The following is a 20,412-nucleotide window of genomic DNA, read 5'->3' as shown; positions in this document are numbered from 1 at the left end:
GATGCGATGGCAAAGACGACAGGCGGAAATCAGACAACTGGCTCACGCGCTAAAGAGCGCACCGGAAAAGTTACCGAAGCCAGGCTGACTGCATCCGCCAAAAGGACGTCTGCTGTCAGCGTTGCACCAGCTGCCGGGAAGAAGTCGTCGACCACTGCGGCCGCGCAGGCCGCACCGGTTCGGGCGGCGAAAGCTGTAGCACCGCCGGCTGCCAAGCGGGCGGGTGTCAGAAGCGCAAGGGAAGCGGCTGCCGTTAAGGACGATGCGGCAGCGCGCGTGACTTCAGTATCCACGGTTCATCCGGCTGTTGTCCAACAGCCGGGGGTCGAGACTACAGCCGGTACGGCGAACTCCATGACGAAAAAGCTGAATGAAGTACCCGTCGATGACGATGCAACCCAGGCCGAAGAAACCGCTGCCGCCGCACCGGGCAAGGTGGAAAAGGTCAAGGCTCGCGACCGTCGTGCAAAGGAAAAAGCGCTGCTGAAGGATGCGTTCGCGTCGTCGCAGCCTGGCACGGTGGAGGAGCTCGAGGAGCGTCGCTCCAAGCTGCGCGCGCTGATCAAACTCGGCAAGGAGCGCGGCTTCCTCACGTACGCTGAAATCAACGATCACCTGCCGGACAACTTCACCGAGACCGAGGCGATCGAAGGCATCATCAGCACGTTCAACGACATGGGCGTCGCGGTCTACGAACAGGCCCCTGACGCTGAAACGCTGCTGCTCAACGACAACGCGCCCGCGGCTTCGTCGGACGATGAAGTCGAAGAGGAAGCCGAAGTCGCGCTGTCCACCGTCGACTCCGAATTTGGCCGCACCACCGATCCCGTGCGCATGTACATGCGCGAAATGGGCACGGTCGAGCTGCTTACGCGCGAAGGCGAAATCGAGATCGCCAAGCGCATCGAAGACGGCCTGAAGCACATGGTGATGGCCATCTCCGCGTGCCCGACCACGATCGCCGACATCCTCGCGATGGCCGAGCGCGTCGCCAATGACGAAGTGCGCATCGACGAACTCGTCGACGGTCTGATCGACGCCGACGCGGAAGACGCCGACGGCTTCTCCGCCCAGGAAGCGGAAGCGATCGAGAACGAAGACGAGGAAGCCGAGGAAGAGGACGAAGAGGACGAGGAAGAGGACGACGGCTCGGCGCAAGCCACCGCCAACGCCGCGCAACTCGAAGCGCTGCGGCGCGCGTCGCTCGAAAAATTCGCGTTGATCAGCGAATGGTTCGACAAGATGCGTCGCGCGTTCGAGAAGGAAGGCTACAAGTCCAAGTCGTACCTGAAGGCGCAGGAAACCATCCAGAACGAGCTGATGACGATCCGCTTCACCGCGCGTACCGTCGAGCGTCTGTGTGACACGTTGCGCGCGCAGGTCGATGAAGTGCGCCAGGTCGAGCGTCAGATCCTGCATACCGTAGTCGACAAGTGCGGCATGCCGCGCGCGGAATTCATCGCGCGTTTCCCGGGCAGCGAGACGGACCTCGAATGGGCCGACAAGATCGTAGCCGAGGGGCATGTATATAGCGCGATCCTCACGCGCAACATTCCGGCGATTCGCGAACAGCAGCAGCGTCTGCTCGATCTGCAGGCGCGCGTGGTGCTGCCGCTGAAGGACCTGAAGGAAACCAACCGTCAGATGGCGGCCGGCGAACTGAAGGCGCGTCAGGCGAAGCGCGAGATGACCGAGGCCAACCTGCGTCTCGTGATCTCGATCGCGAAGAAGTACACGAACCGCGGTCTGCAGTTCCTCGACCTGATTCAGGAAGGCAACATTGGCCTGATGAAGGCGGTGGACAAATTCGAATACCGTCGTGGCTACAAGTTCTCCACGTATGCGACGTGGTGGATTCGCCAGGCCATTACGCGTTCGATCGCCGACCAGGCGCGCACGATCCGGATTCCGGTTCACATGATCGAAACGATCAACAAGATGAACCGCATCTCGCGCCAGATTCTGCAGGAAACCGGTCTCGAGCCGGACCCGGCAACGCTGGCCGAGAAGATGGAAATGCCGGAAGACAAGATCCGCAAGATCATGAAGATCGCGAAGGAGCCGATCTCGATGGAAACGCCGATCGGCGACGACGACGATTCGCATCTGGGCGACTTCATCGAAGATACGAACACGGTCGCCCCGGCGGATGCGGCGTTGCACGCGAGCATGCGCGACGTCGTGAAGGATGTGCTCGACTCGCTCACGCCGCGCGAAGCGAAGGTGCTGCGCATGCGTTTCGGTATCGAGATGAGCACCGATCACACGCTCGAAGAAGTCGGTAAGCAGTTCGACGTGACGCGTGAGCGGATTCGTCAGATCGAGGCGAAGGCGCTGCGCAAGCTGCGTCATCCGAGCCGTTCGGACAAGCTGAAGTCGTTCCTCGAAGGCAATTGACGTCGACGGCCGCGGCTCGCCGCAAATGATGCGATTAAGGGGCCTCCCGGTCGTTTCGCGGAAGCGAAGCGGTTGCGGAGGCCCCTTTTTCGTGTAGTATGTCGGCCAATCGACGAAACGGGCCCGGCCTTCACGACCGGGTCTTTTTCTTGGGCTGGACGCCGTGTTGGTTGCAGGCAGTGGACTCATAATCCACCTCCGAAAGGACATCGTGGGTTCGAACCCCACCCGGCCCACCAAAGTATTGAAGAAAGGGTTCCGAATTCCGGAACCCTTTTTTGTTTTTGGGCGGCCTTCGGCTGCCTGTGTTTCGCGACACTCATTGGCATGTCGCTTGCTCCGACTCGGCTTCCACGCCCTATCCAATAACGAGAACGATCATGCGAACCGACCACAGCGCAGCCGAGTTAATCCCGCCCCAACCCCTGCCAGCCGCGTCGCCCGCGTCGCTCGATGACGCCAACGAAGACCCGCCGCAGCCATCAGTGCGAGCACTGACGCGGGTCGCATTCTGCTTCGCGTGGCTATTCGGGCTGGAGCCGTTCCTCACGGCTTCGTCGGATGAGGTGGGGATTCGCGCTTCGAACGTCACTGAGGCGTCGGGCGTTGCAATTTCGGTTTCGAGCCAACGCAACTTCTACAGGCGCCGCCGCCGGCGAGCTTGCCAGCGATCGCAGGAATAGCCGTTGCGCATCCAGCGTAGGGAGAAGTTCCCGTCCACGTGGAGGCCGTCATGCAAACCGACCCAACCATCGATCCCGTCGCGCCTCCGAATCAGCCGCTCGAGGAATCCGACTGCGAGCCGCGTCCATTGCCCGACACGCCGCCCGATACCGACCCGCTCGCTCCGGGTTCCTCGCCCGAGGACGAGGAGGCGCTCGAGCGCGCTCCCCGCAAGCCATAAGCGCTGATCGCGCGTAATCAGGGAAACTCCGTGTAAATGCGGGTGCCGCCCGGCCGTTAATTGAATGTGGAAGGCCTGTTGATGCACGCCGTCCGCTTTCAGCGCGGGTCTTGTCACGCGGCGGCCGGCGCCGCAATTCACCTCCGGGCAATGCCCGTGCTGAAGGCTTTTTCGAGTGGTCGCGAGTGCATCTTTAGAGACGTGACTGAGGGTGCTTGCTAAAGCGTGAAATCAGAAGACCGCCGCAATGGCGGTGTCTCAATAGTGAATGCTGATTCGACGCGACAGGCTAAGACCGTTGTGCTGCCAGGGAGTGGCAGCAACTGTTTACCTTGGCCAATAAAGACCAGGTGAATAGGCGGTCTTGTCGATTCGACGAGTTAATCGTTCTCGCTCGAAACGATTAATTGCCACATGAGCCAAGAAGACTGCATTAACCCCATTAAGTTCCCTTGAGCTCAAAGTAAATTTAAAACAACGCGGAAAACCGTCATTCGAGCCATTCGATTACCAGAAATATCGACGGTCTTTTCGTCGATTTGCTCCGACCCGATTACGTCGCGCGTATTAAAACACTGTTGCAAACGCACAACTTCGAATATTGGCGCGTTGCAAATTCGTTTTGATTGGGGCTGCGATCCGGCACTTAGATCTTGCGATAAACGTCGGAAAAACAAGAAGTTATCCCCATCGGCTCCAGCATTGTTGCGAAATTCGAAAAACCCTGTTGCGTGAATTGTCGGCGTCGATACCAGGGTGTCCCCCTACACTCACGCTTCGCTTCAAGGGTGCCCGGTCGATCCGAACGGGTCGGCCAAGCGGGCGGCGGCAGATGCGATGCATCGGCTGCTGAGGCAGGTCCTGCTCCCCGTATAAATTTTTCGAATTGGAGTTCCCATGAAAAAGAGTCTCATCGTCGTTGCGGCTGCCGCATCGTTCGCTTCGGTCGCTCACGCACAAAGCAGCGTGACCCTGTACGGTCTGATCGACGCAGGTCTGACCTACACCAGCAACGTTGCTGGCAGCTCCAAGTGGGCAGCAAATAGCGGCGGCATCGACCAGAGCCGCTTCGGCCTGCGTGGCTCGGAAGATCTGGGCGGCGGTCTGAAGGCAATCTTCACGTTGGAAAGCGGCTTCAACATCAACAACGGCCAGTTCGCTAACAACAAGGGCATGTTCAACCGTCAGGCCTTCGTCGGTCTGTCGAGCGCGCAATTCGGTACGGTCACGCTGGGTCGCCAGTACGACGCAGCGCAGGACTACCTTGCACCGCTGACCGCAACGGGCAGCTGGGGCGGCACGAACTTCGCGCACCCGTTCAACAACGACAACCTGAGCACCAACGGTGGTCTGTCGGTCAACAACTCGGTCAAGTACTCGAGCGCTAACTACGCTGGCTTCACGTTCGGCGGCACGTACGGCTTCTCGAACCAGGCTGGTAACTTCGCAAACAACCGCCAGTACAGCTTGGGCGCTGCATACCAGTGGCAAGGCCTGCACCTCGGTGCTGCGTACGTACAGCAAAACAACCCGGCTGCTAACACGAGCGGCGCATCGGACGGCGTCGTGGCGAACACCGCGGGCGTCCTGACGGGCAACTTCCGTCAGCGTCAGTTCGGCGCAGGCGCTTCGTACGGCTTCGGCCCGGCGCTGGTCGGCGTGGCCTGGACGCAATCGCGCATCGACAACCTGGTTGGTGCAGCAGCTGGTCAGCGTCAAGGCCACACCAACAACTACGAAATCAACGGCAAGTACAACGTGACCCCGGCGATGGCTCTCGGCGTTGCGTACACGTTCACCGACGCACGCGGCTACGGCATCAACGCCGACGGTAACGACATGAAGACCCGTTACCACCAGATCGGCCTGCAGGCTGACTACTCGCTGTCGCGTCGCACCGACGTCTACGCTCAGGCTGTGTATCAGCACGCAATGGGCGACGGCGGCGTGGCTTCGATCTACAGCGGCGACAACACGGTTCCGACCTCGTCGTCGAAGAACCAGACGGCTGCTACGGTCGGTCTGCGTCACCGCTTCTAAGCTTCAGCAGAAGCTGCCTGTAGTACAGAAAGGTGCCGTTCGCGGCACCTTTTTTTATGCGCGCGGCAAACCGGTAAGCCGGTTTCCGTATGCGAGCCAAAAAAACGGGCGTCCCTGAGGGCGCCCGTTTTGGCATTACGACCCGGAGACTTAGAAAATCGTCCGCAGACCGAGCGCAACGCCGGTCTGGTTGTTGCGGCCCGGCAGTTCGACCGAGGCCGCGCCAGACACCTTGTCGAAATCGACGGTGCCGTACACCTCGGTACGCTTCGACAGCGCGTACTCGGCCAATCCGACGAACGTGTAGCGATAGCCGCTGCCGACCTGACCATTGCCGATCGCCGCGTTCGACATGTGGTCGTAGTACGCGGCGCCCGTCAGCGTCAGCGCGCGCGTGGCCTGCCACGTGACGCCGGCGAACGGTCCATTGTCGATGCGGCCCGAGCCCTTGACGATATCGACGCCCGGCACGAGCGTCTGCTGTGCGAGCGCGCTGTCGACGAAGCCGGTGTCGTCCTTCGAATGCAGGTAGCCGACGTACAGCTTCGTCGAACTGAACGCATACACCGCGTTCGCGTTGAAGATGGTCTGCTTGTGATTGCTGTTGTCGATGTTCTGCTGCACGCCGGCCGCGACCGACAACGGACCCGCCACGTACGACAGCGTGAAGCCGTACATGTTGCCCGCGCCGAGATGGCCCGGCACCTGGCCCGAGAAGCCGCCCTCGCCGGTCGATTGCGAGTTCGTACCGAACGAGTACATCGCGGCCACCGTCAGACCTTTGAACGTGCCCGTGTATTTGACCGCGTTATCCGCGTACAGCCCCGCGCCGAGCGCGCCAGGCAGCCACGAGTTCTCGTTGTAGTTGCCTACCGTGAGCGGGTCGTAGGTGTCGCCGAGCAGGTCGAACAGCGGCGTCTTCTGGCGACCGAGCGTCAGCGTGCCGTACTGACTGCTGACGCCGACGTATGCGTTGCGATTGAAAATGCGCTGGCTATCCGAGGCCGAGCCGTTCTGCAGGTTGATACCGCTTTCCAGATCGAAGATCGCCTTCAGGCCGCCGCCGAGATCTTCCGAGCCGCGCAGACCCCAGCGGCTGTTGGTGATCGCGCCGTTGGTCATGTACAGACGGTCGTCGTTTTTGGCGTTGGAGTTCGTCAGATAGCGCACGCTGACGTCGGCGACGCCGTACAGCGTGATCGAGCTTTGTGCCGAAGCCTGTTCGGACGTCACGGCAAGCGCGGCGCCGCCGACGAGCGCGGCAGCCTTGATAAAGCGGATGTGTCTCAAGGGATTTCCTGCGTGTGGAGAGAGATTTTCTAGTTCGGCCGCGGCGCGCGCCGAGGGGCGGCGGCGCCGGGCGCGCCGATCATAGACCACGATCCGCGTTGGGCCATCAGGGCTTTGACGCAATAACCTATTGCCATTTTTGACGATTGCGTCGGCTCGGATCACAAAAGTTGACTTTCTCCCAGGCAAGCTTCGAGTAGTCTCGAACGAGTTGATGTATCGACACTACTTTTGGAGCGACGCCAGCACGCGCCTGACGCGTGCGCTTTCACGCATGAATCGTCCATCTTCCGAATCCATCGGGACCACGCCGGTCGTTCAGGAATTGACCGACGAGCAATGGCAACAGGTCGCGCCGCTATTGCCCGAAACCCTGCATGACGGCGTCCCGCGGCGTGGTCGTCCGCCGATCGATATTCGCCACGTGCTCAATAGCGTGATGTGGGTGCTGCACACCCGTGCGCCGTGGAGCGCGATGCCCGGGCACTACGTGCCGTACCAGACCGCGCATCGCTACTATCTGCGCTGGAAAAGATCGGGCGTGTTGAGCGCGATCATGCTCGCGCTGTTCAAGACCGACGCCGCAATCCAAACGCGCGCGACACGCAAGGGCGGCGTGCGCGCCGGGTAGCCCGCGCCAGCCGCGCCGCTAGATCTGCTCTCGTCCGTACGCACCTAACCGCTCGAGATCGAGCACTTCGATCTGGTTATACGACAGACGCAAAATCCGCAGCTTCTCGAGGTTCTGCAGCGCCTGATTGATGCGCTGCCGCGACACCCCCGCGAGCAGACCGACCTCTTCCTGCGAAATCGCCAATGTGCGGCCCGTGTCCGGATACAGATCCGGGTTGAACAGCTGCGCGAGCGATTGCGCGACGCGAGCGTCCACGTCGAGCAGCCGGCTGTTCTGGATCGACGCGATGAATTCCCCCATCCGGTTGTTCAATTGGCGGATCACGAAACCCGTGAACGGCAGGCTCGCTTCGAGCAGCGCATGGAAGGTCGCGGACGGCACGAACATCACCAGCGACGGCTGGATCGCGGCCACGTCGTACTTGCGCAACTCGCGCTTGATCACGCTGCCTTCGCCGAACCAGCCGCCCGGCGGCACGCCCGACAGCGTGCAGCTGCGGCCCGACGCATTGTAGATAGCGAGCTTGATTAGCCCCGAGTGCACGCCGATCCAATAGTCGGACGGTTGCTGGCGACGCGCGATCCACGCGCCGCCTTCAAAGTGCTCGGCGTGCGCGCTGGCGAGCACCATCGCCTGATGCTCGGCGGCGAGCGCGCGAAACCATGCGCAGGTGGAGAACAGCCGCGCAAGGTCGGCGAGCGCGACGCGTTGCGGCGGGCGGGAGTCGGCGCGGTCGGTGAGAGGAGCGTCGGTCATCGGCGATAAGCGGCTTGGGAGCGGTTCCGGCTGAGCCAGGTCAAGGCGGGACGTCAGTGGCGCCACTCTGTCATTTGAATGACAGACAGTTCATGACGACAATTGCTAGGCTAGGCGCTGGTTATTCATAGAAAACGATCACAACCATCGGCGGCGCGGCTCGCGCCTCAGGAGACGAAGCAATGACACAGCACATGTTCGACGAAGGCCTCGGGCGGCGCGAGGCCAATTATGTCCCGTTGACGCCGATCGATTTCCTCGTGCGCGCAGCGCAAGTGTATGGCGAGCGGCTCGCGATCATCCACGGGGAGACCCGCCGGAACTGGCGCGAGACCTATGAGCGCGCGCGGCGGCTCGCGAGCGCGCTGCACGGGGCCGGCATCGGCCGCGGCGATACGGTCGCCGCGCTGCTGCCGAACATCCCGGCGATGGTGGAGGCGCACTTCGGCGTGCCGATGGCCGGCGCCGTGCTGAATACGCTGAACACGCGGCTCGACGTCGCGACGCTGCTGTTCATGCTGCGCCACGGGGAGGCGAAGGCGCTGATCGTCGATACGGAATATGGCGAGTTCGCGCATCGCGCTGCGCTCGAATTCCCGGAGCTGCGCGTGATCAGCGTGGCCGATGCGCAGCCCGCCGACGCCGCGCAGTTCATCCGCGCGACCGACTACGAGCAGTTCCTGCAAACCGGCGACCCGTCCTACGAGTGGACTCCGCCCACCGACGAATGGGACGCGATCGCGCTGAACTACACGTCGGGCACGACCGGTGACCCGAAGGGCGTCGTCTACCATCACCGTGGCGCGTATCTGAACGCGCTGAGCAATATTCTCGAATGGGATATGCCGAAGCATGCGGTCTATCTGTGGACGCTGCCGATGTTTCACTGCAACGGCTGGTGCTTTCCGTGGACCGTGGCCGCGCGCGCGGGCGTCAACGTCTGTCTGCGCAAGTTCGACGCGAAGACGGTGTTCGAGCTGATTCGCCGCGAGCGCATCACGCACTACTGCGGAGCGCCGATCGTACAGAGTTCGCTCGCGAACGCGCCGGCCGAATGGCGCGAGGGCATTACGCATCGCGTGTCGACGATGGTCGCGGGTGCCGCGCCGCCGCCCGCAGTGATCGCGAAGATGAAGCAGATCGGCTTCGATCTGACGCACGTGTACGGGCTCACCGAAACCTACGGGCCGGCGGCCGTCTGCGCGAAGCAACAGGAGTGGGACGCGCTCGACGAGCAAATCAGCGCCGACCTGACCGCACGCCAGGGCGTGCGGTATCACCTGCAGGCGGCGGTCGCGGTGCTCGATGCGGACACGCTCGCGCCGGTGCCGGACGACGGCGAAACGATCGGCGAGATCATGTTTCGCGGCAACATCTGCATGAAGGGCTATCTGAAGAACGAGCGCGCGACCGAAGCCGCTTTTAAAGGCGGCTGGTTCCACACCGGCGATCTTGGCGTGCGCACGGCCGACGGCTATATCCGCATCCGCGACCGCAGCAAGGACATCATCATTTCGGGTGGCGAGAACATTTCGAGCATCGAGGTCGAGGACACGCTGTACCGGCATCCGGCGGTGTCGGTGGCGGCGGTGGTCGCGATGGCCGATCCGAAGTGGGGCGAGGTGCCGTGCGCGTTCGTCGAGTTGAAGGAAGGCGCGCAGGCGACCGAGGAGGAAATCATCGCGCACTGCCGGCTGTTCCTGGCCGGCTACAAGTTGCCGAAGGCGGTGCGCTTTGGCGAGTTGCCGAAAACCTCGACGGGGAAGATCCAGAAGTTCGAGTTGCGCGCGCGGATCAAGGCGGAGGGGAAGGCGTAACGCGTCGCGACTACCGCTGTCTCACGGCGGCGCGCACCGAGTCACGTCGGCGCGCGCCGTTTCATGCTGAGGTCAAATCCCCACCTTGTGCGCGTTCAGAATCAGCCGCAGGCCCAGCGCGGTGACCGCGCTCGCGGCGATGCGGTCGATCCACGCCTTCCAGCGCAGATAGATTTCGCGCGGACGTTGGCTCGAAAAGCACAGAGCGACGATCGTGTACCAGCCCGCTTCGATCGCGAAGATCGCCGGCGGCAGCGCGAAATAGCACCACACCGGCGGGTGCTGCGGCAGCAGCGCGGCGAAGATACTGCCGTAATAGACGGCCGTTTTCGGATTGCTGAGCTGCGTGCTCAAGCCGATCCAGAACGACTTGCGCGGATTGACGCCATTGCTGGTTTGCGTTTCGCTGAACGCGAGCGGCTTCGCGGCGCCGCGCCAGATTTTCGACGCCAGATAAACGAGGTAGACGCCGCCGGCTACTTTCAGCCCGACGTAGAGCCATTCGACCGTCGCGAGCAGCGTATAGAGCCCAAGCAGCGCGATGCCGCTAAAAAACACACCACCGATGCCCATGCCGAGCGCCGTGGCGAGACCGTCGCCGCGCGACAGACCGATCGCGTTGCGCGCGACGATGACGAAGCTGGGCCCCGGACTCATCGCGCCCAATAGCAGCGCGGCGAGGATCGTGAGGATGGCGGTCGAGGCGGGCATGGTCGTGTCTCCTGATGTCGGGCCGATGCCAGATGTTCTGGCGAATCCCGAGTTTCGCATTGTCCGCCAATCGGATGGTGGAAGCCACGATTACCGAAAACTCGGAAGTACCGCAATCAGTACAATTAGAAAAACTTCTTTGCTGCGGCCAAAATACATCGAATGCTAGAATCGCTTTCGATAATGTTCCCTCGCCACGACGAGGCGACGCACGAAGCGAAACACGGGCGCAATTCGAGCCCCCTTCGATTCTTCGAGTAGCCGATTCGCTTGATCCCAGCGCTTTAATCCAGACTCTGACAGGCATCAGTTGCAAATGCGGGTTTTTACGCATTTGCAGGGATCGCGTGAATTCGTCGAATTGCATTCGTTCAAATTGAATTAAGCACGAGCCTCGCGTTGCTATGCGAGTTGCCAGTTTGTCTAATGCCAGCAAGAGCTGCGACACCAATACGTTATGAAACAACGAGAAGGACAACAACGACTGTTCGAACGCGACGAGAACCTGCGCGAGCGCATGATCGCGTGGATCCGCCGACGCATGGACGACCACAACATCACCCTCGAAGCACTGGCCGAATCGCTCGAAGCCGATGCGAACGCCGTGGCCGCGGTGCAGTATCGCGACGCGTTCGGCAACACGTGGGACGGTCACGGCGATAAACCGGCGTGGCTCGCGCGCGCGATTCACGCCGGACAGAGCATCGATCACTTCCGCTGCTGAGCGCGCGCAGCCGCACCGCGAAACGCCCGCGCGAAAAAAAGCCCGCGCGAGGCGGGCTTAATCGTTACTGCTCGGAGTTTCGCGACAGACCGCGCATCACAGGTCGAAAAACACGGTTTCCTTGTCGCCCTGCATGTGGATGTCGAAGCGATACACGTTGGCCGTCCCGGCAACGCGGCGCGCGATCAGCGTGCCACGGCGCTCGGCCGGCACCGACGCCAGCACGGCGTCCTGCTCGTTCGCCTGCGCTTCGTCCTCGAAATAGATGCGCGTGAACGTGTGCAGCAGCATGCCGCGCATCGTCAGGATCACGTCGATGTACGGCGCTTCGTCGGGGTTCGCGCGGCCCGGCTTCACCGTCTCGACGATAAAGCGCTTATGCGGGTCCGTACCGGTGCCGACGCGCGCAAAGCCGTGAAAACCGGTCTTCAGGATCTCGTCGCGCGATTCCGGATAGTGGCCGTTCGAGTCGACTTGCGACATTTCGATCATCGCGTCGCCGACTACCTTGCCGTCGCCGTCGAACACCTGACCGACGATCGTGATGTGCTCGCCGGCCGCTTCCATCTCGGCCAGAACGTTGGTGAACAGGCTCTTGTAGTCGAAGTCGTATTGCTGCGGGACAAGACCGTAGGCGAAGTACGGACCAACGGTTTGCGAAGGCGTTTGCTTAAGAGTCGTCATGGCTTAGCGCTCCATCGGGGTTTCGTTCGGGCCGCGCAGCACGATGTCGAAATCGTAGCCGAGCGCATAGGCCTCTTGCGTAGTGTCGAGCGAGAACTTCGAGATCATGCGCTCACGGGCGCTCTCCGGCGTGCCTTGGTAGATCGGGTCGAACGCGAGCAGCGGATCGCCGGGGAAGTACATCTGCGTGACGAGACGCGAGCCGAAGTGGTCGCCGAACAGCGAGAAGTGGATGTGCTGCGGACGCCATGCGTTCGGATGGTTGCCCCACGGATACGCGCCCGGCTTGATGGTCAGGAAGCGATAACGGCCTTCGTTGTCAGTGATGCAGCGGCCCGCGCCGAGGAAGTTCGGATCGAGCGGCGCGTCGTGCTGGTCGGCTTTGTGCACATAGCGGCCGGCGGCGTTCGCCTGCCAGATTTCCACGAGCGTGTTGCGCACCGGACGGCCGCCTTCGTCGAGCACGCGGCCCGTCACGATGATGCGCTCGCCGAGCGGTTCGCCATTGCGCACCGCGTTGCGGGTCAGGTCGTTGTCGAGCGCGTCGAGGTCGTCGGTGCCGTAGACCGGCACGCGCTGGTCGCGCAGACGTTCTTTCAGCGGAATCAGCGGACGGGTCGGGCCGCGCTTGACCGACGAACCGTACAGCGGATAGATGTACTCGGGATGGGACGCGAAATCTCGCGGGGAAAGAATTGAATCTTCCATGAAGTGTCTCCGTTGGAGGAATCGGGGGATGCGGCGTTATGACTCGCACTTTATACAAAGCAGGCGGTTATGAAAAATGACGTTTTTGCCCGTTTCGTATAACCTTTCGTTATGCAACGCAGTCTCGCGGATAGCCGCGTCAAATTTCGTCATCTCCAGTGCTTTCTGGCCGTCGCGCAGTTCGGCAGCGTCCAGCGGGCGGCGGACAGTCTGTCGATCACGCAGCCGGCGGTATCGAAGACCGTCGCCGAGCTGGAAACCATTCTCGGCGTGAAGCTGTTCGAGCGCGGCCGTCACGGCGCGGTGCCGACGCGCGAGGGGCAGCTTTTCATGCCGCACGCAAGCGCCTGCGTGAGCGCGCTGCGCCAGGGCGTCGATCTGCTCGCGCGCGACGAGGGCGCGGCCGCCGCGACGCTCGAAGTCGGCGTGCTGCCCACCGTCGCCGCGGCGCTGATACCGCCCGTGCTGAAACAGTTCTCGACGCAGTGGCCGCGCGTGATCGTGCGCCTCGCGACCGGCGCAAATCCGGAATTGCTCGAACGCCTGAAAGCGGGCTCGATCGAATTCGCGATCGGCCGCCTCGCGGACCCCGAGCGGATGGTCGGCCTGAGCTTCGAGCAACTGTTTACCGAGCCGCTGATCGCGGTCGTGCGCGCCGGGCATCCGCTCGCGCAGGGAACGGCCTTGCCGGCCACGTCGCTGGACGATTTTCCGATCGTGCTGCCGCCGTTCGGCACGCTGATCCGCCAGTCGACCGAAAGCCTGCTGAGCGCGTGGGGCGTGGCGCCGTTGTCGGGGTTCGTCGAGGTGTTGTCGGTATCGACGGGGCGTGCGCTGACGCTCGAAAACGGCGCGGTGTGGTTCGTGCCGCAAAGCGCGGTCGAATACGAACTCGCGCACGGCATGCTGGTGCGCTTGCCGTTGCCGTTTGCGGGCACCGGCGAGCCGGTGGGGCTGATCCGTCGCTCGGATACGCAGCCGTCGGCGGTGGGGCGCGCGTTCATCGAGGCGGTGCGCGAGGTCGCGCGGGGCAGAATGGCGGCAGTGTCGGGCAAGGATGCGGGCAAAAACACCGCTAAAACCGGCGGCAAAACGGTGCGCAAAAGCGGTCCGGGCGACGCGCCGCTCGAGTGATTCGGCGGCCTGCCGCACGTATGTCCCCGCGCGCCCATCGGCATGCCGGTCGATGGATGAACCATCCAGTACAAAATGACGGTTGCGAATGCCCCGCGACCCGGTGTAAAAACACGGTGCGAAAGCCGCCGCAGCCCGTTTTTTTCGCGGCACACCGCGTGCAAGCCACGAGCGGGCGAGCGTCACGCAGACCACGCGAACGGCCGGAACGGTTCGCGCTGAATCCCGGAACGACCGGCCGCCGCATCGAAAGACCGTACAAGGAGATTGCCATGCCCAGCGACTTGCCCACTCCCGAGGCCGCGCAGCACGCCGTAATGGCGCCGGAGCACAATCCGCTCGGCACGGCCGGCCTCGAATTCGTCGAATTCGCCGCCCGCGATCCGCAAGCGCTCGGCGAGACCTTCAAGCGGCTCGGCTTCAAGGCGATTGCGCGTCATATCAGCAAGGACGTGACGCTGTACCGTCAGGGCGAGATGAATTTCCTGATCAACGCGGAGCCCGATTCGTTCGCGGCGCGCTACGCGGAGGAATACGGGGTCGGCATCTGCGCGATCGGGATTCGGGTCGCCAACGCGCAGCGCGCGTTCGAACGCGCGGTGGAACTCGGCGCGTGGGAGTTCGAGGGCGAACGTCTCGGTGCCGGCGAACTGCTGATTCCGGCGATTCAAGGCATCGGCGATTCGCACATCTATTTCGTCGATCGCTGGCGCGGGCGCGGCGGCCAGCGCGGCGGCCTCGGCGACATCTCGATCTTCGACATCGACTTCCGCCCCATCGAAATCGACACGGCCGAGGCCGATCTGAGTCACGCGGGCAGCGGCCTGATCGCGGTCGACCATTTGACGCAAACCGTGGGCGAAGGCCGCATGCAGGAGTGGATCGACTTCTATCGCGACCTGCTGAATTTCCGCGAGATTCACGAGTTGCACGCGAATTGGCACGTGTCGGCGGAATCGCGCGTGATGGTGTCGCCGTGCGGCGCGATCCGCATACCGCTGTACGAGGAAGGCACGCGCCGGACCAACCTGATGCACGAGTATCTGCCCGATCATCCGGGCGAAGGCGTGCAGCACATCGCGCTCGCTACCGACGACATCTTCGCGTGCGTGGAGCGTCTGCTCGCGAACGGCGTCGAATTCGTCGAGCCGCCGCCGCGCTACTACGAGCAGCTCGATGCGCGCTTGCCGGGCCACGGGCTCGATGTCGAGCGGCTGCGGCGCACGCACGTGCTCGTGGATGGCGAGATCGGCGCGGACGGCGTGCCGCTGCTGTTTTTCCAGACCTTCGTGCGCCGTCGCGCTGGCGAGATCTTCTTCGAGATCGTGCAACGCCAGGGACATCATGGCTTCGGCGAAGGCAACCTGGCCGCATTGGCGCAGGCGCGCGCCGGCAACTGAGTTTCACACGGTCGCATGTGTGATTGATCCAATCACGCATGTGACTGCTGTTTTCCTCACGCCCCCTCGGGCCGCTCCGCCAACTCCGGATAAATCGCACCGTACGCGGCCGCTTCGCGCAGCAGCCACTCGCGGAAATTCGCGAGCGGTTTGCCGTGGCTCAACTCGGTTGGGTACACGAGGTAATACGCGGCGTCGGCGACGGCGGGTCCGTCGAACGGAATCACGAGACCGAACTGCTGCAACTGCGTGTCGACGAAAAAGCGCGGCACCAGCGCAATGCCGAGTCCGGCCGCGGCCGCGCTGATCAGCATCGTGTGCAGTTCGTAGCGCACGCCCTGCATCGTGCGGTTGTCGTCGACGCCGAAATTCGCGAACCAGGTTGCCCAGCCATCGGGTCGCGTCGTCGAATGCAGCAGCGGATAGTTGAGCAGTTCGGCGACATTGCGGATCGGCCGCTTCAGCAGACTCGCCGCGCAGACCGGCACGACTTCCTCGCTGAACAGAAAATCGGCCGATGTACCCGGCCACGTCGGCTTGCCGTAGTGAATCGCCGCTTCGAAATGCGTGTCGGCGAAAGGGAACGTCGCGGTACGCACGCCCATGTTCACGCGCACGTCCGGGTATCGTTCATTGAATGTGGCCATGCGCGGAATCAGCCATTGCGATGCGAACGTCGGCAATACCGCGAGTTCCAGATAACCGCCGCCGCTGCCGTGCGCGATGATCGACAACGTGTCGCGATCGAGGTGTTCGAGCGAGCGTCGCACCTGCGCGCTGTAGACCTTGCCCGCGCGTGTCAGCACCACGCGTTGCTTGACGCGCACGAACAGCCGCACGCCGAGATTGCTTTCGAGCGTATTGATCTGTCGTGACACCGCGCTTTCGGTCAGGAACAGCTCGCGCGCCGCATGCGTGAAGCTCTCGTGCCGCGCCGCGGCTTCGAACGCGAGCAGCGCGCCCATGTTGGGAATCTTGAACTTTCGCACGTTAATTCCAAAAACGCATCAAGTGGCGATTTTATCTCGCTTTACGGGGGCGGAGCGGATTTTGAATAATCTCGCCCGTCATGAGCGCTTCTGGGGGCGCTCAGCGTATAGCGTGGAGAAGCCGGATGCGAAACTCGAAGAATGCGAACGTCGAACAACTGCTAGTGAAACTGCTGGGCGCGGAGAAAACCGCGCGCCTGTTTGCGACGCTGAATCATCCGCATGTGTTGAACGAGTGGGAAAGCGGCAGCGTCACGCGTGCGGAACTCGCGCAGGCGATGAACATGGCGCTGTTCGACGATCTGCTCGCGCGCTCGGAAAACGGCCGCCGCTATACGGAGGAAACCGTCGCCGGCGGCGGCAGCGTGTACTTCGATCATGGCGCCCTGCGCACCGTGCGCTGGCCGCACAGCGGCGCACTGCCACCCGGCGAGGCCGCGTTCGCGCGCATCCTGCGGCCGCTCGGCTTTCGGATCAACGGCCGTTATGCGCTCGATCGGCTCGGCATGACCGGCCGCGCGTGGGCGCATGACGACGCGCCCGACGAGATCGCGCAGTTCTTCGTCAGTGAACTGCACCCGGAACGTTTTTCCGCGGCGTTCCAGCAGGCGGTGACGAACGTGATCGGTGCATCGCGCGATCCGTTGACGCCGCGCGCTAATGGCCTGTTGTGGGAACTCGAACGCGACGGCGTGCTGCCGATCGATGCGGCGCAAGAGTTGCTACCGGTAATAGTCGGTGCGTTCGCGCGTCAGCACGAGATGCCACGCGAAGCCGACTACGAAGTATTGTTGAAGGAATCGGCGGAGATGGCGTGGATCGCGACCGAAGGTAACGCGTTCAATCACGCGACCGACCGCGTCGCGGATGTATTCAAGCTGTCGGACGAAGAGAAGGCGAAGGGCCGGCCGATGAAGCCGGAAGTCGAGCATTCGCGTTCCGGGCGCGTGTTCCAGACCGCGTATCGCGCGGATCTCGTGCAGCGCGAATTTCGCGCGGCCGACGGCAGTGTCGTCATGCGCGACGTGCCGGGCTCATTCTACGAATTCATCACCCGCAAGCGCAGTTTCGATCAGGACACGCGCCGCTGGGAAACGGACCTGCGTTTCGACGCGGGCAACGCACAGGGCATCTTCCGGATGACCGCAAGCCAGGCGGCCTGAGCGCATACGACGGCGCGAGCGCCGGCATCGCAGACGAGGTGCGCAGTGGGGACGTCATTGTCATTGGATGAAGAGCGCGGGGTCGGCGAGCGCGGCGCTTCGAATGAACCGCATGTCGCCAGGCCTTTCGCGGGCAGCGCCGCGGTATTGCACGCGCTCGAAAGCGACCTGCGCCAGCATGTGCGCGGCGAAGTGCGCTTCGATCAGGGTTCCAAAGCACTGTATGCGTCGGATGCGTCGAACTATCGGCAAATCCCGCTCGGTGTGGTGGTGCCGGCCGATCTCGACGATCTGCTCGCGACACTCGCCGCATGCCGTCGCAACGACGTGCCGTTCCTCGCGCGCGGCGGCGGCACGTCGCAGAACGGCCAGTGCGTGAACGTCGCGGTCGTCGCCGATGCGAGCAAGTATCTGAACCGCGTCGTCTCGATCGATCCGCTGGCGGGCGTCGCGATCGTCGAGCCGGGCGTCGTGTGCGACTCGTTGCGCGATGCCGCCGAACAGCACGGTCTCACGTTCGCGCCCGATCCCGCCACGCATAGCCGCTGCACGCTAGGCGGCATGATTGCGAACAACTCGTGCGGCGCGCATTCGGTGATGGCCGGCAAGACCGTCGAGAACATCGAGGCGCTCGAAATCGCCACCTTCGACGGCGCGCGTTTCTGGGTCGGCCCGACCTCCGAAGAAGAACTCGAACGAATCATCGCGGCGGGTGGTCGTCAAGGCGAAATCTACGCGGAGCTCAAGCAACTGCGCGACACCTACGCGGAACGGATTCGCGCGAAGTTCCCGCGGATCAAGCGGCGCGTGTCGGGCTTCAATCTCGATCAACTGCTGCCGGAAAACGGCTTCAACGTCGCGCGTGCGCTGGTTGGCAGCGAAGGCACCTGCGCGGTCACGTTGCAGGCCAAAGTGAGGCTCGTGAAGAGTCCGGCGAGGCGCGTGATCGTCGTGGTCGGCTTTACCGACATTTATACGGCGGCGGACGCCGTGCCGCATTTCATGCGCTGCGGGCCGATCGCAGTCGAGGGACTCGACCGCGCGATCATTCGCGGCTTGCAGGCGCGCGGTCTGAAGAAGGATGAGATCGCACTGCTGCCCGAAGGCGATGCGTGGGTCGTGCTCGAATTCGGCGCGGATACGCAGCATGAAGTACTGCAGCAGGCGCGCGACGCCGCCGCGTATTTTCAGTCGGGCGCGGCGGGTCCGGATATCTCGACGGTGCTCGTCGAAGATCGCGCATTGCAGGCGAAGGTGTGGTCGATTCGTGAGACCGGCGCGTCGGCGGTTGCATTATCGGTGGATCGCGACAAGCCCGATCCGGTGGTCGGGTGGGAAGACGCCGCGGTCGATCCGCTGCGGCTCGGCGATTATCTGCGCGCGTTTCAGGCGCTCGTCGATCGCTATGGCTACGAGACGAGCCTGTACGGCCATTTCGGCGACGGCTGCGTGCACGCGCGCATCACGTTCGATCTGCGCAGCGCGGAAGGTATCGCGACGTGGCGCGGGTTCTTGCGCGAAGCGGCGGAACTGGTGGTCGAATTCGGCGGCTCGCTGTCGGGCGAACACGGCGATGGCCAGGCGAAGGCCGAGTTTCTGCCGATCATGTACGGCCCTGAACTGATGCAGGCAATGGAGCAATTCAAGGCGATCTGGGACCCGGCGAATCGTTTGAATCCGGGCAAGGTCGTGCATGCATACCGCGCCGACGAAAACCTGCGCACGGGTCCCGCGTACAAGCCGGTAACGCTGCATACGAAGCTCGCGTTCGCGAGCCAGGAAGGCGACGGCTTTCAGCGTGCGATCGAACGCTGCATCGGCATGGGCAAATGCCGCTCGCTCGAAGGCGGCACGATGTGTCCGAGCTATCGCGGCACGCGCGAGGAAAAGTACTCGACGCGCGGGCGCGCGCATCTGTTCTGGGAAATGCTGCAAGGCGACGTGATCGCCGATGGCTGGAACAGCCGCGAAGTGAAAGATGCGCTCGATACCTGCCTCGCATGCAAGGGCTGCAAATCCGATTGCCCGACGCATACGGACATGGCGTCGTACAAGGCGGAGTTCCTTTCTCACTACTATGAGAACAATCGGCGGCCGCGTCAGGCGCTGTTCATGGGGCGGATCGGCGAATGGGCGCCGTGGGCCGCGCGTTTTTCCCGCGTGACCAATTTTCTGACGACGGCGCCCGGTTTGTCCGCGCTCGGCAAATGGATGGCGGGTGTGGCGCAGACCCGTGCGTTGCCGCGCTTTGCCGCCGCGACTTATAGACGGAGCGCATCGTCGCAAGCATCCGCGATTGATGCGCGCGGCGGCGACGCAAAGAAAGTGATCCTGTGGGTCGACACGTTCAACGACCATTTCACGCCCGAGATCGCGCGGGCCGCAGCTGATGTGCTCGCGCAACTCGGCTGGCACGTGGTGCTGCCGAAGAAGCGTCTGTGCTGCGGGCGTCCGCTATACGACTTCGGTCTGCTCGAACGCGCGCGCGAACTGCTTACGCATATCGTCGACGATCTCGCGGACGACATCGCCGCCGGCGTGCCGCTGGTCGGTCTGGAGCCTGGCTGTCTATCGGTGTTCAAGGACGAGTTGCTGAAACAACTCCCCGATCATGCGTTGGCGAAGAAGCTGTCCGCCCAAACGTATCTGTTCGCCGATTTCGTCGCGCGTCAGCCGTTCGAGTGGCCGACGCTCGCGGCCAACGTGATCGTGCATGGCCATTGTCATCAGAAGGCGCTATTCGGCATGCAGGGCGATGCGGCGCTGCTGAACAAGCTCGGCGTCAGATGGAAGCTGCTCGATACCGGTTGCTGCGGGATGGCGGGATCGTTCGGCTTCAATGTCGAGCATCACGCGTTGTCGGAAAAGATCGGCGAGGACAAGCTATTTCCGGCGGTGCGCGACGCGATGGCGGCCAACGCGGAAACGATCGTGCTGACCAACGGCTTCAGTTGTCGCGAGCAGATCGAGCACGGTACGGGGCGACACGCATTGCATATCGCGCAACTCGCGCAACGCGCGCTGGCGGCGCGCTGAGTACACGCGCGCCGTGCAGGGCGCG

General features: G+C 63.0%; 16 protein-coding genes and 1 tRNA gene. 11 read left to right on the top strand and 6 right to left on the bottom strand.

What is annotated here, in order from left to right; all coding sequences use genetic code 11:
- The first annotated feature begins 6 nt into the window (after nucleotides 1-6).
- The 4 genes from rpoD to VSR82_RS05540 all read left to right on the top strand — a co-directional run bounded on the left by rpoD (nucleotide 7) and on the right by VSR82_RS05540 (nucleotide 5,341).
- A complete protein-coding gene (gene rpoD / locus VSR82_RS05555; RefSeq protein WP_368584108.1) occupies nucleotides 7-2,397 on the top strand; it encodes an RNA polymerase sigma factor RpoD in 2,391 nt (796 codons plus the stop codon).
- A gap of 151 nt (nucleotides 2,398-2,548) precedes the next feature.
- Nucleotides 2,549-2,636 (top strand) — tRNA-Ile (locus VSR82_RS05550).
- 494 nt (nucleotides 2,637-3,130) lie between these two features.
- Nucleotides 3,131-3,301 carry a hypothetical protein gene (locus VSR82_RS05545; RefSeq protein WP_429456511.1) on the top strand — a complete coding sequence of 57 codons (171 nt, stop codon included), beginning with the start codon at nucleotides 3,131-3,133 and terminating at the stop codon, nucleotides 3,299-3,301.
- An 897-nt stretch (nucleotides 3,302-4,198) separates the two neighbouring features.
- The gene (locus tag VSR82_RS05540) at nucleotides 4,199-5,341 is read left to right on the top strand and encodes a porin (RefSeq protein ID WP_368584105.1); all 1,143 of its coding nucleotides are present in this window, start codon (nucleotides 4,199-4,201) and stop codon (nucleotides 5,339-5,341) included.
- A 150-nt stretch (nucleotides 5,342-5,491) separates the two neighbouring features.
- Here VSR82_RS05540 and VSR82_RS05535 read toward each other — a convergent pair whose 3' ends face one another.
- Nucleotides 5,492-6,622: a porin gene (locus tag VSR82_RS05535; RefSeq protein ID WP_429457747.1), complete on the bottom strand. Its 1,131-nt coding sequence runs from the start codon at nucleotides 6,620-6,622 to the stop codon at nucleotides 5,492-5,494.
- 283 nt (nucleotides 6,623-6,905) lie between these two features.
- Between VSR82_RS05535 and VSR82_RS05530 the strand changes: the two genes are divergently transcribed.
- On the top strand, nucleotides 6,906-7,262 hold the full coding sequence (locus VSR82_RS05530; RefSeq protein WP_410848822.1) for a transposase: 357 nt from the start codon (nucleotides 6,906-6,908) through the stop codon (nucleotides 7,260-7,262).
- Between the two features lie 18 nt (nucleotides 7,263-7,280).
- Here the strand turns inward: VSR82_RS05530 and VSR82_RS05525 are convergent, their stop codons facing one another.
- Nucleotides 7,281-8,021: a Crp/Fnr family transcriptional regulator gene (locus tag VSR82_RS05525; protein ID WP_368584102.1), complete on the bottom strand. Its 741-nt coding sequence runs from the start codon at nucleotides 8,019-8,021 to the stop codon at nucleotides 7,281-7,283.
- Nucleotides 8,022-8,203: 182 nt separating this feature from the next.
- Here VSR82_RS05525 and VSR82_RS05520 point away from each other — a divergent pair, with 182 nt between their 5' ends.
- The gene (locus VSR82_RS05520) at nucleotides 8,204-9,838 is read left to right on the top strand and encodes an acyl-CoA synthetase (protein ID WP_429456514.1); all 1,635 of its coding nucleotides are present in this window, start codon (nucleotides 8,204-8,206) and stop codon (nucleotides 9,836-9,838) included.
- Nucleotides 9,839-9,910: 72 nt separating this feature from the next.
- Here the strand turns inward: VSR82_RS05520 and VSR82_RS05515 are convergent, their stop codons facing one another.
- Complete coding sequence (locus VSR82_RS05515; protein WP_429456516.1) at nucleotides 9,911-10,549, bottom strand: LysE family translocator; 639 nt, start codon at nucleotides 10,547-10,549, stop codon at nucleotides 9,911-9,913.
- A gap of 457 nt (nucleotides 10,550-11,006) precedes the next feature.
- Here VSR82_RS05515 and VSR82_RS05510 point away from each other — a divergent pair, with 457 nt between their 5' ends.
- A complete protein-coding gene (locus tag VSR82_RS05510; RefSeq protein WP_368584099.1) occupies nucleotides 11,007-11,273 on the top strand; it encodes an H-NS family nucleoid-associated regulatory protein in 267 nt (88 codons plus the stop codon).
- A 96-nt stretch (nucleotides 11,274-11,369) separates the two neighbouring features.
- On the opposite strand, the gene pcaG is transcribed toward VSR82_RS05510, so the two are convergent.
- Both pcaG and pcaH read right to left on the bottom strand, forming a co-directional pair.
- Complete coding sequence (gene pcaG / locus VSR82_RS05505) at nucleotides 11,370-11,957, bottom strand: protocatechuate 3,4-dioxygenase subunit alpha (protein ID WP_368584098.1); 588 nt, start codon at nucleotides 11,955-11,957, stop codon at nucleotides 11,370-11,372.
- A gap of 3 nt (nucleotides 11,958-11,960) precedes the next feature.
- Nucleotides 11,961-12,665, bottom strand: coding sequence for a protocatechuate 3,4-dioxygenase subunit beta (pcaH, locus tag VSR82_RS05500; protein WP_429456519.1), 705 nt, complete (start codon nucleotides 12,663-12,665; stop codon nucleotides 11,961-11,963).
- A gap of 111 nt (nucleotides 12,666-12,776) precedes the next feature.
- Between pcaH and pcaQ the strand changes: the two genes are divergently transcribed.
- Together pcaQ and VSR82_RS05490 are read left to right on the top strand one after the other, a co-directional pair.
- The gene (pcaQ, locus tag VSR82_RS05495) at nucleotides 12,777-13,799 is read left to right on the top strand and encodes a pca operon transcription factor PcaQ (protein ID WP_368584096.1); all 1,023 of its coding nucleotides are present in this window, start codon (nucleotides 12,777-12,779) and stop codon (nucleotides 13,797-13,799) included.
- A gap of 272 nt (nucleotides 13,800-14,071) precedes the next feature.
- A complete protein-coding gene (locus VSR82_RS05490) occupies nucleotides 14,072-15,199 on the top strand; it encodes a 4-hydroxyphenylpyruvate dioxygenase family protein (RefSeq protein ID WP_410848827.1) in 1,128 nt (375 codons plus the stop codon).
- A 56-nt stretch (nucleotides 15,200-15,255) separates the two neighbouring features.
- On the opposite strand, the gene VSR82_RS05485 is transcribed toward VSR82_RS05490, so the two are convergent.
- On the bottom strand, nucleotides 15,256-16,188 hold the full coding sequence (locus VSR82_RS05485) for a LysR substrate-binding domain-containing protein (RefSeq protein WP_429456521.1): 933 nt from the start codon (nucleotides 16,186-16,188) through the stop codon (nucleotides 15,256-15,258).
- Between the two features lie 125 nt (nucleotides 16,189-16,313).
- On the opposite strand from VSR82_RS05485, the gene VSR82_RS05480 reads away from it, so the two are divergent.
- Together VSR82_RS05480 and VSR82_RS05475 are read left to right on the top strand one after the other, a co-directional pair.
- Complete coding sequence (locus tag VSR82_RS05480) at nucleotides 16,314-17,351, top strand: DUF1338 domain-containing protein (RefSeq protein WP_498857517.1); 1,038 nt, start codon at nucleotides 16,314-16,316, stop codon at nucleotides 17,349-17,351.
- Nucleotides 17,352-17,396: 45 nt separating this feature from the next.
- Nucleotides 17,397-20,387: an FAD-binding and (Fe-S)-binding domain-containing protein gene (locus VSR82_RS05475; RefSeq protein WP_429456525.1), complete on the top strand. Its 2,991-nt coding sequence runs from the start codon at nucleotides 17,397-17,399 to the stop codon at nucleotides 20,385-20,387.
- The last annotated feature ends 25 nt before the right edge of the window (nucleotides 20,388-20,412 follow it).

Source organism: Burkholderia sp. JPY481 (genome assembly GCF_038900515.1).
GTDB lineage: Bacteria > Pseudomonadota > Gammaproteobacteria > Burkholderiales > Burkholderiaceae > Paraburkholderia > Paraburkholderia youngii.
This window is presented reverse-complemented; position numbering and strand designations above follow the sequence as displayed.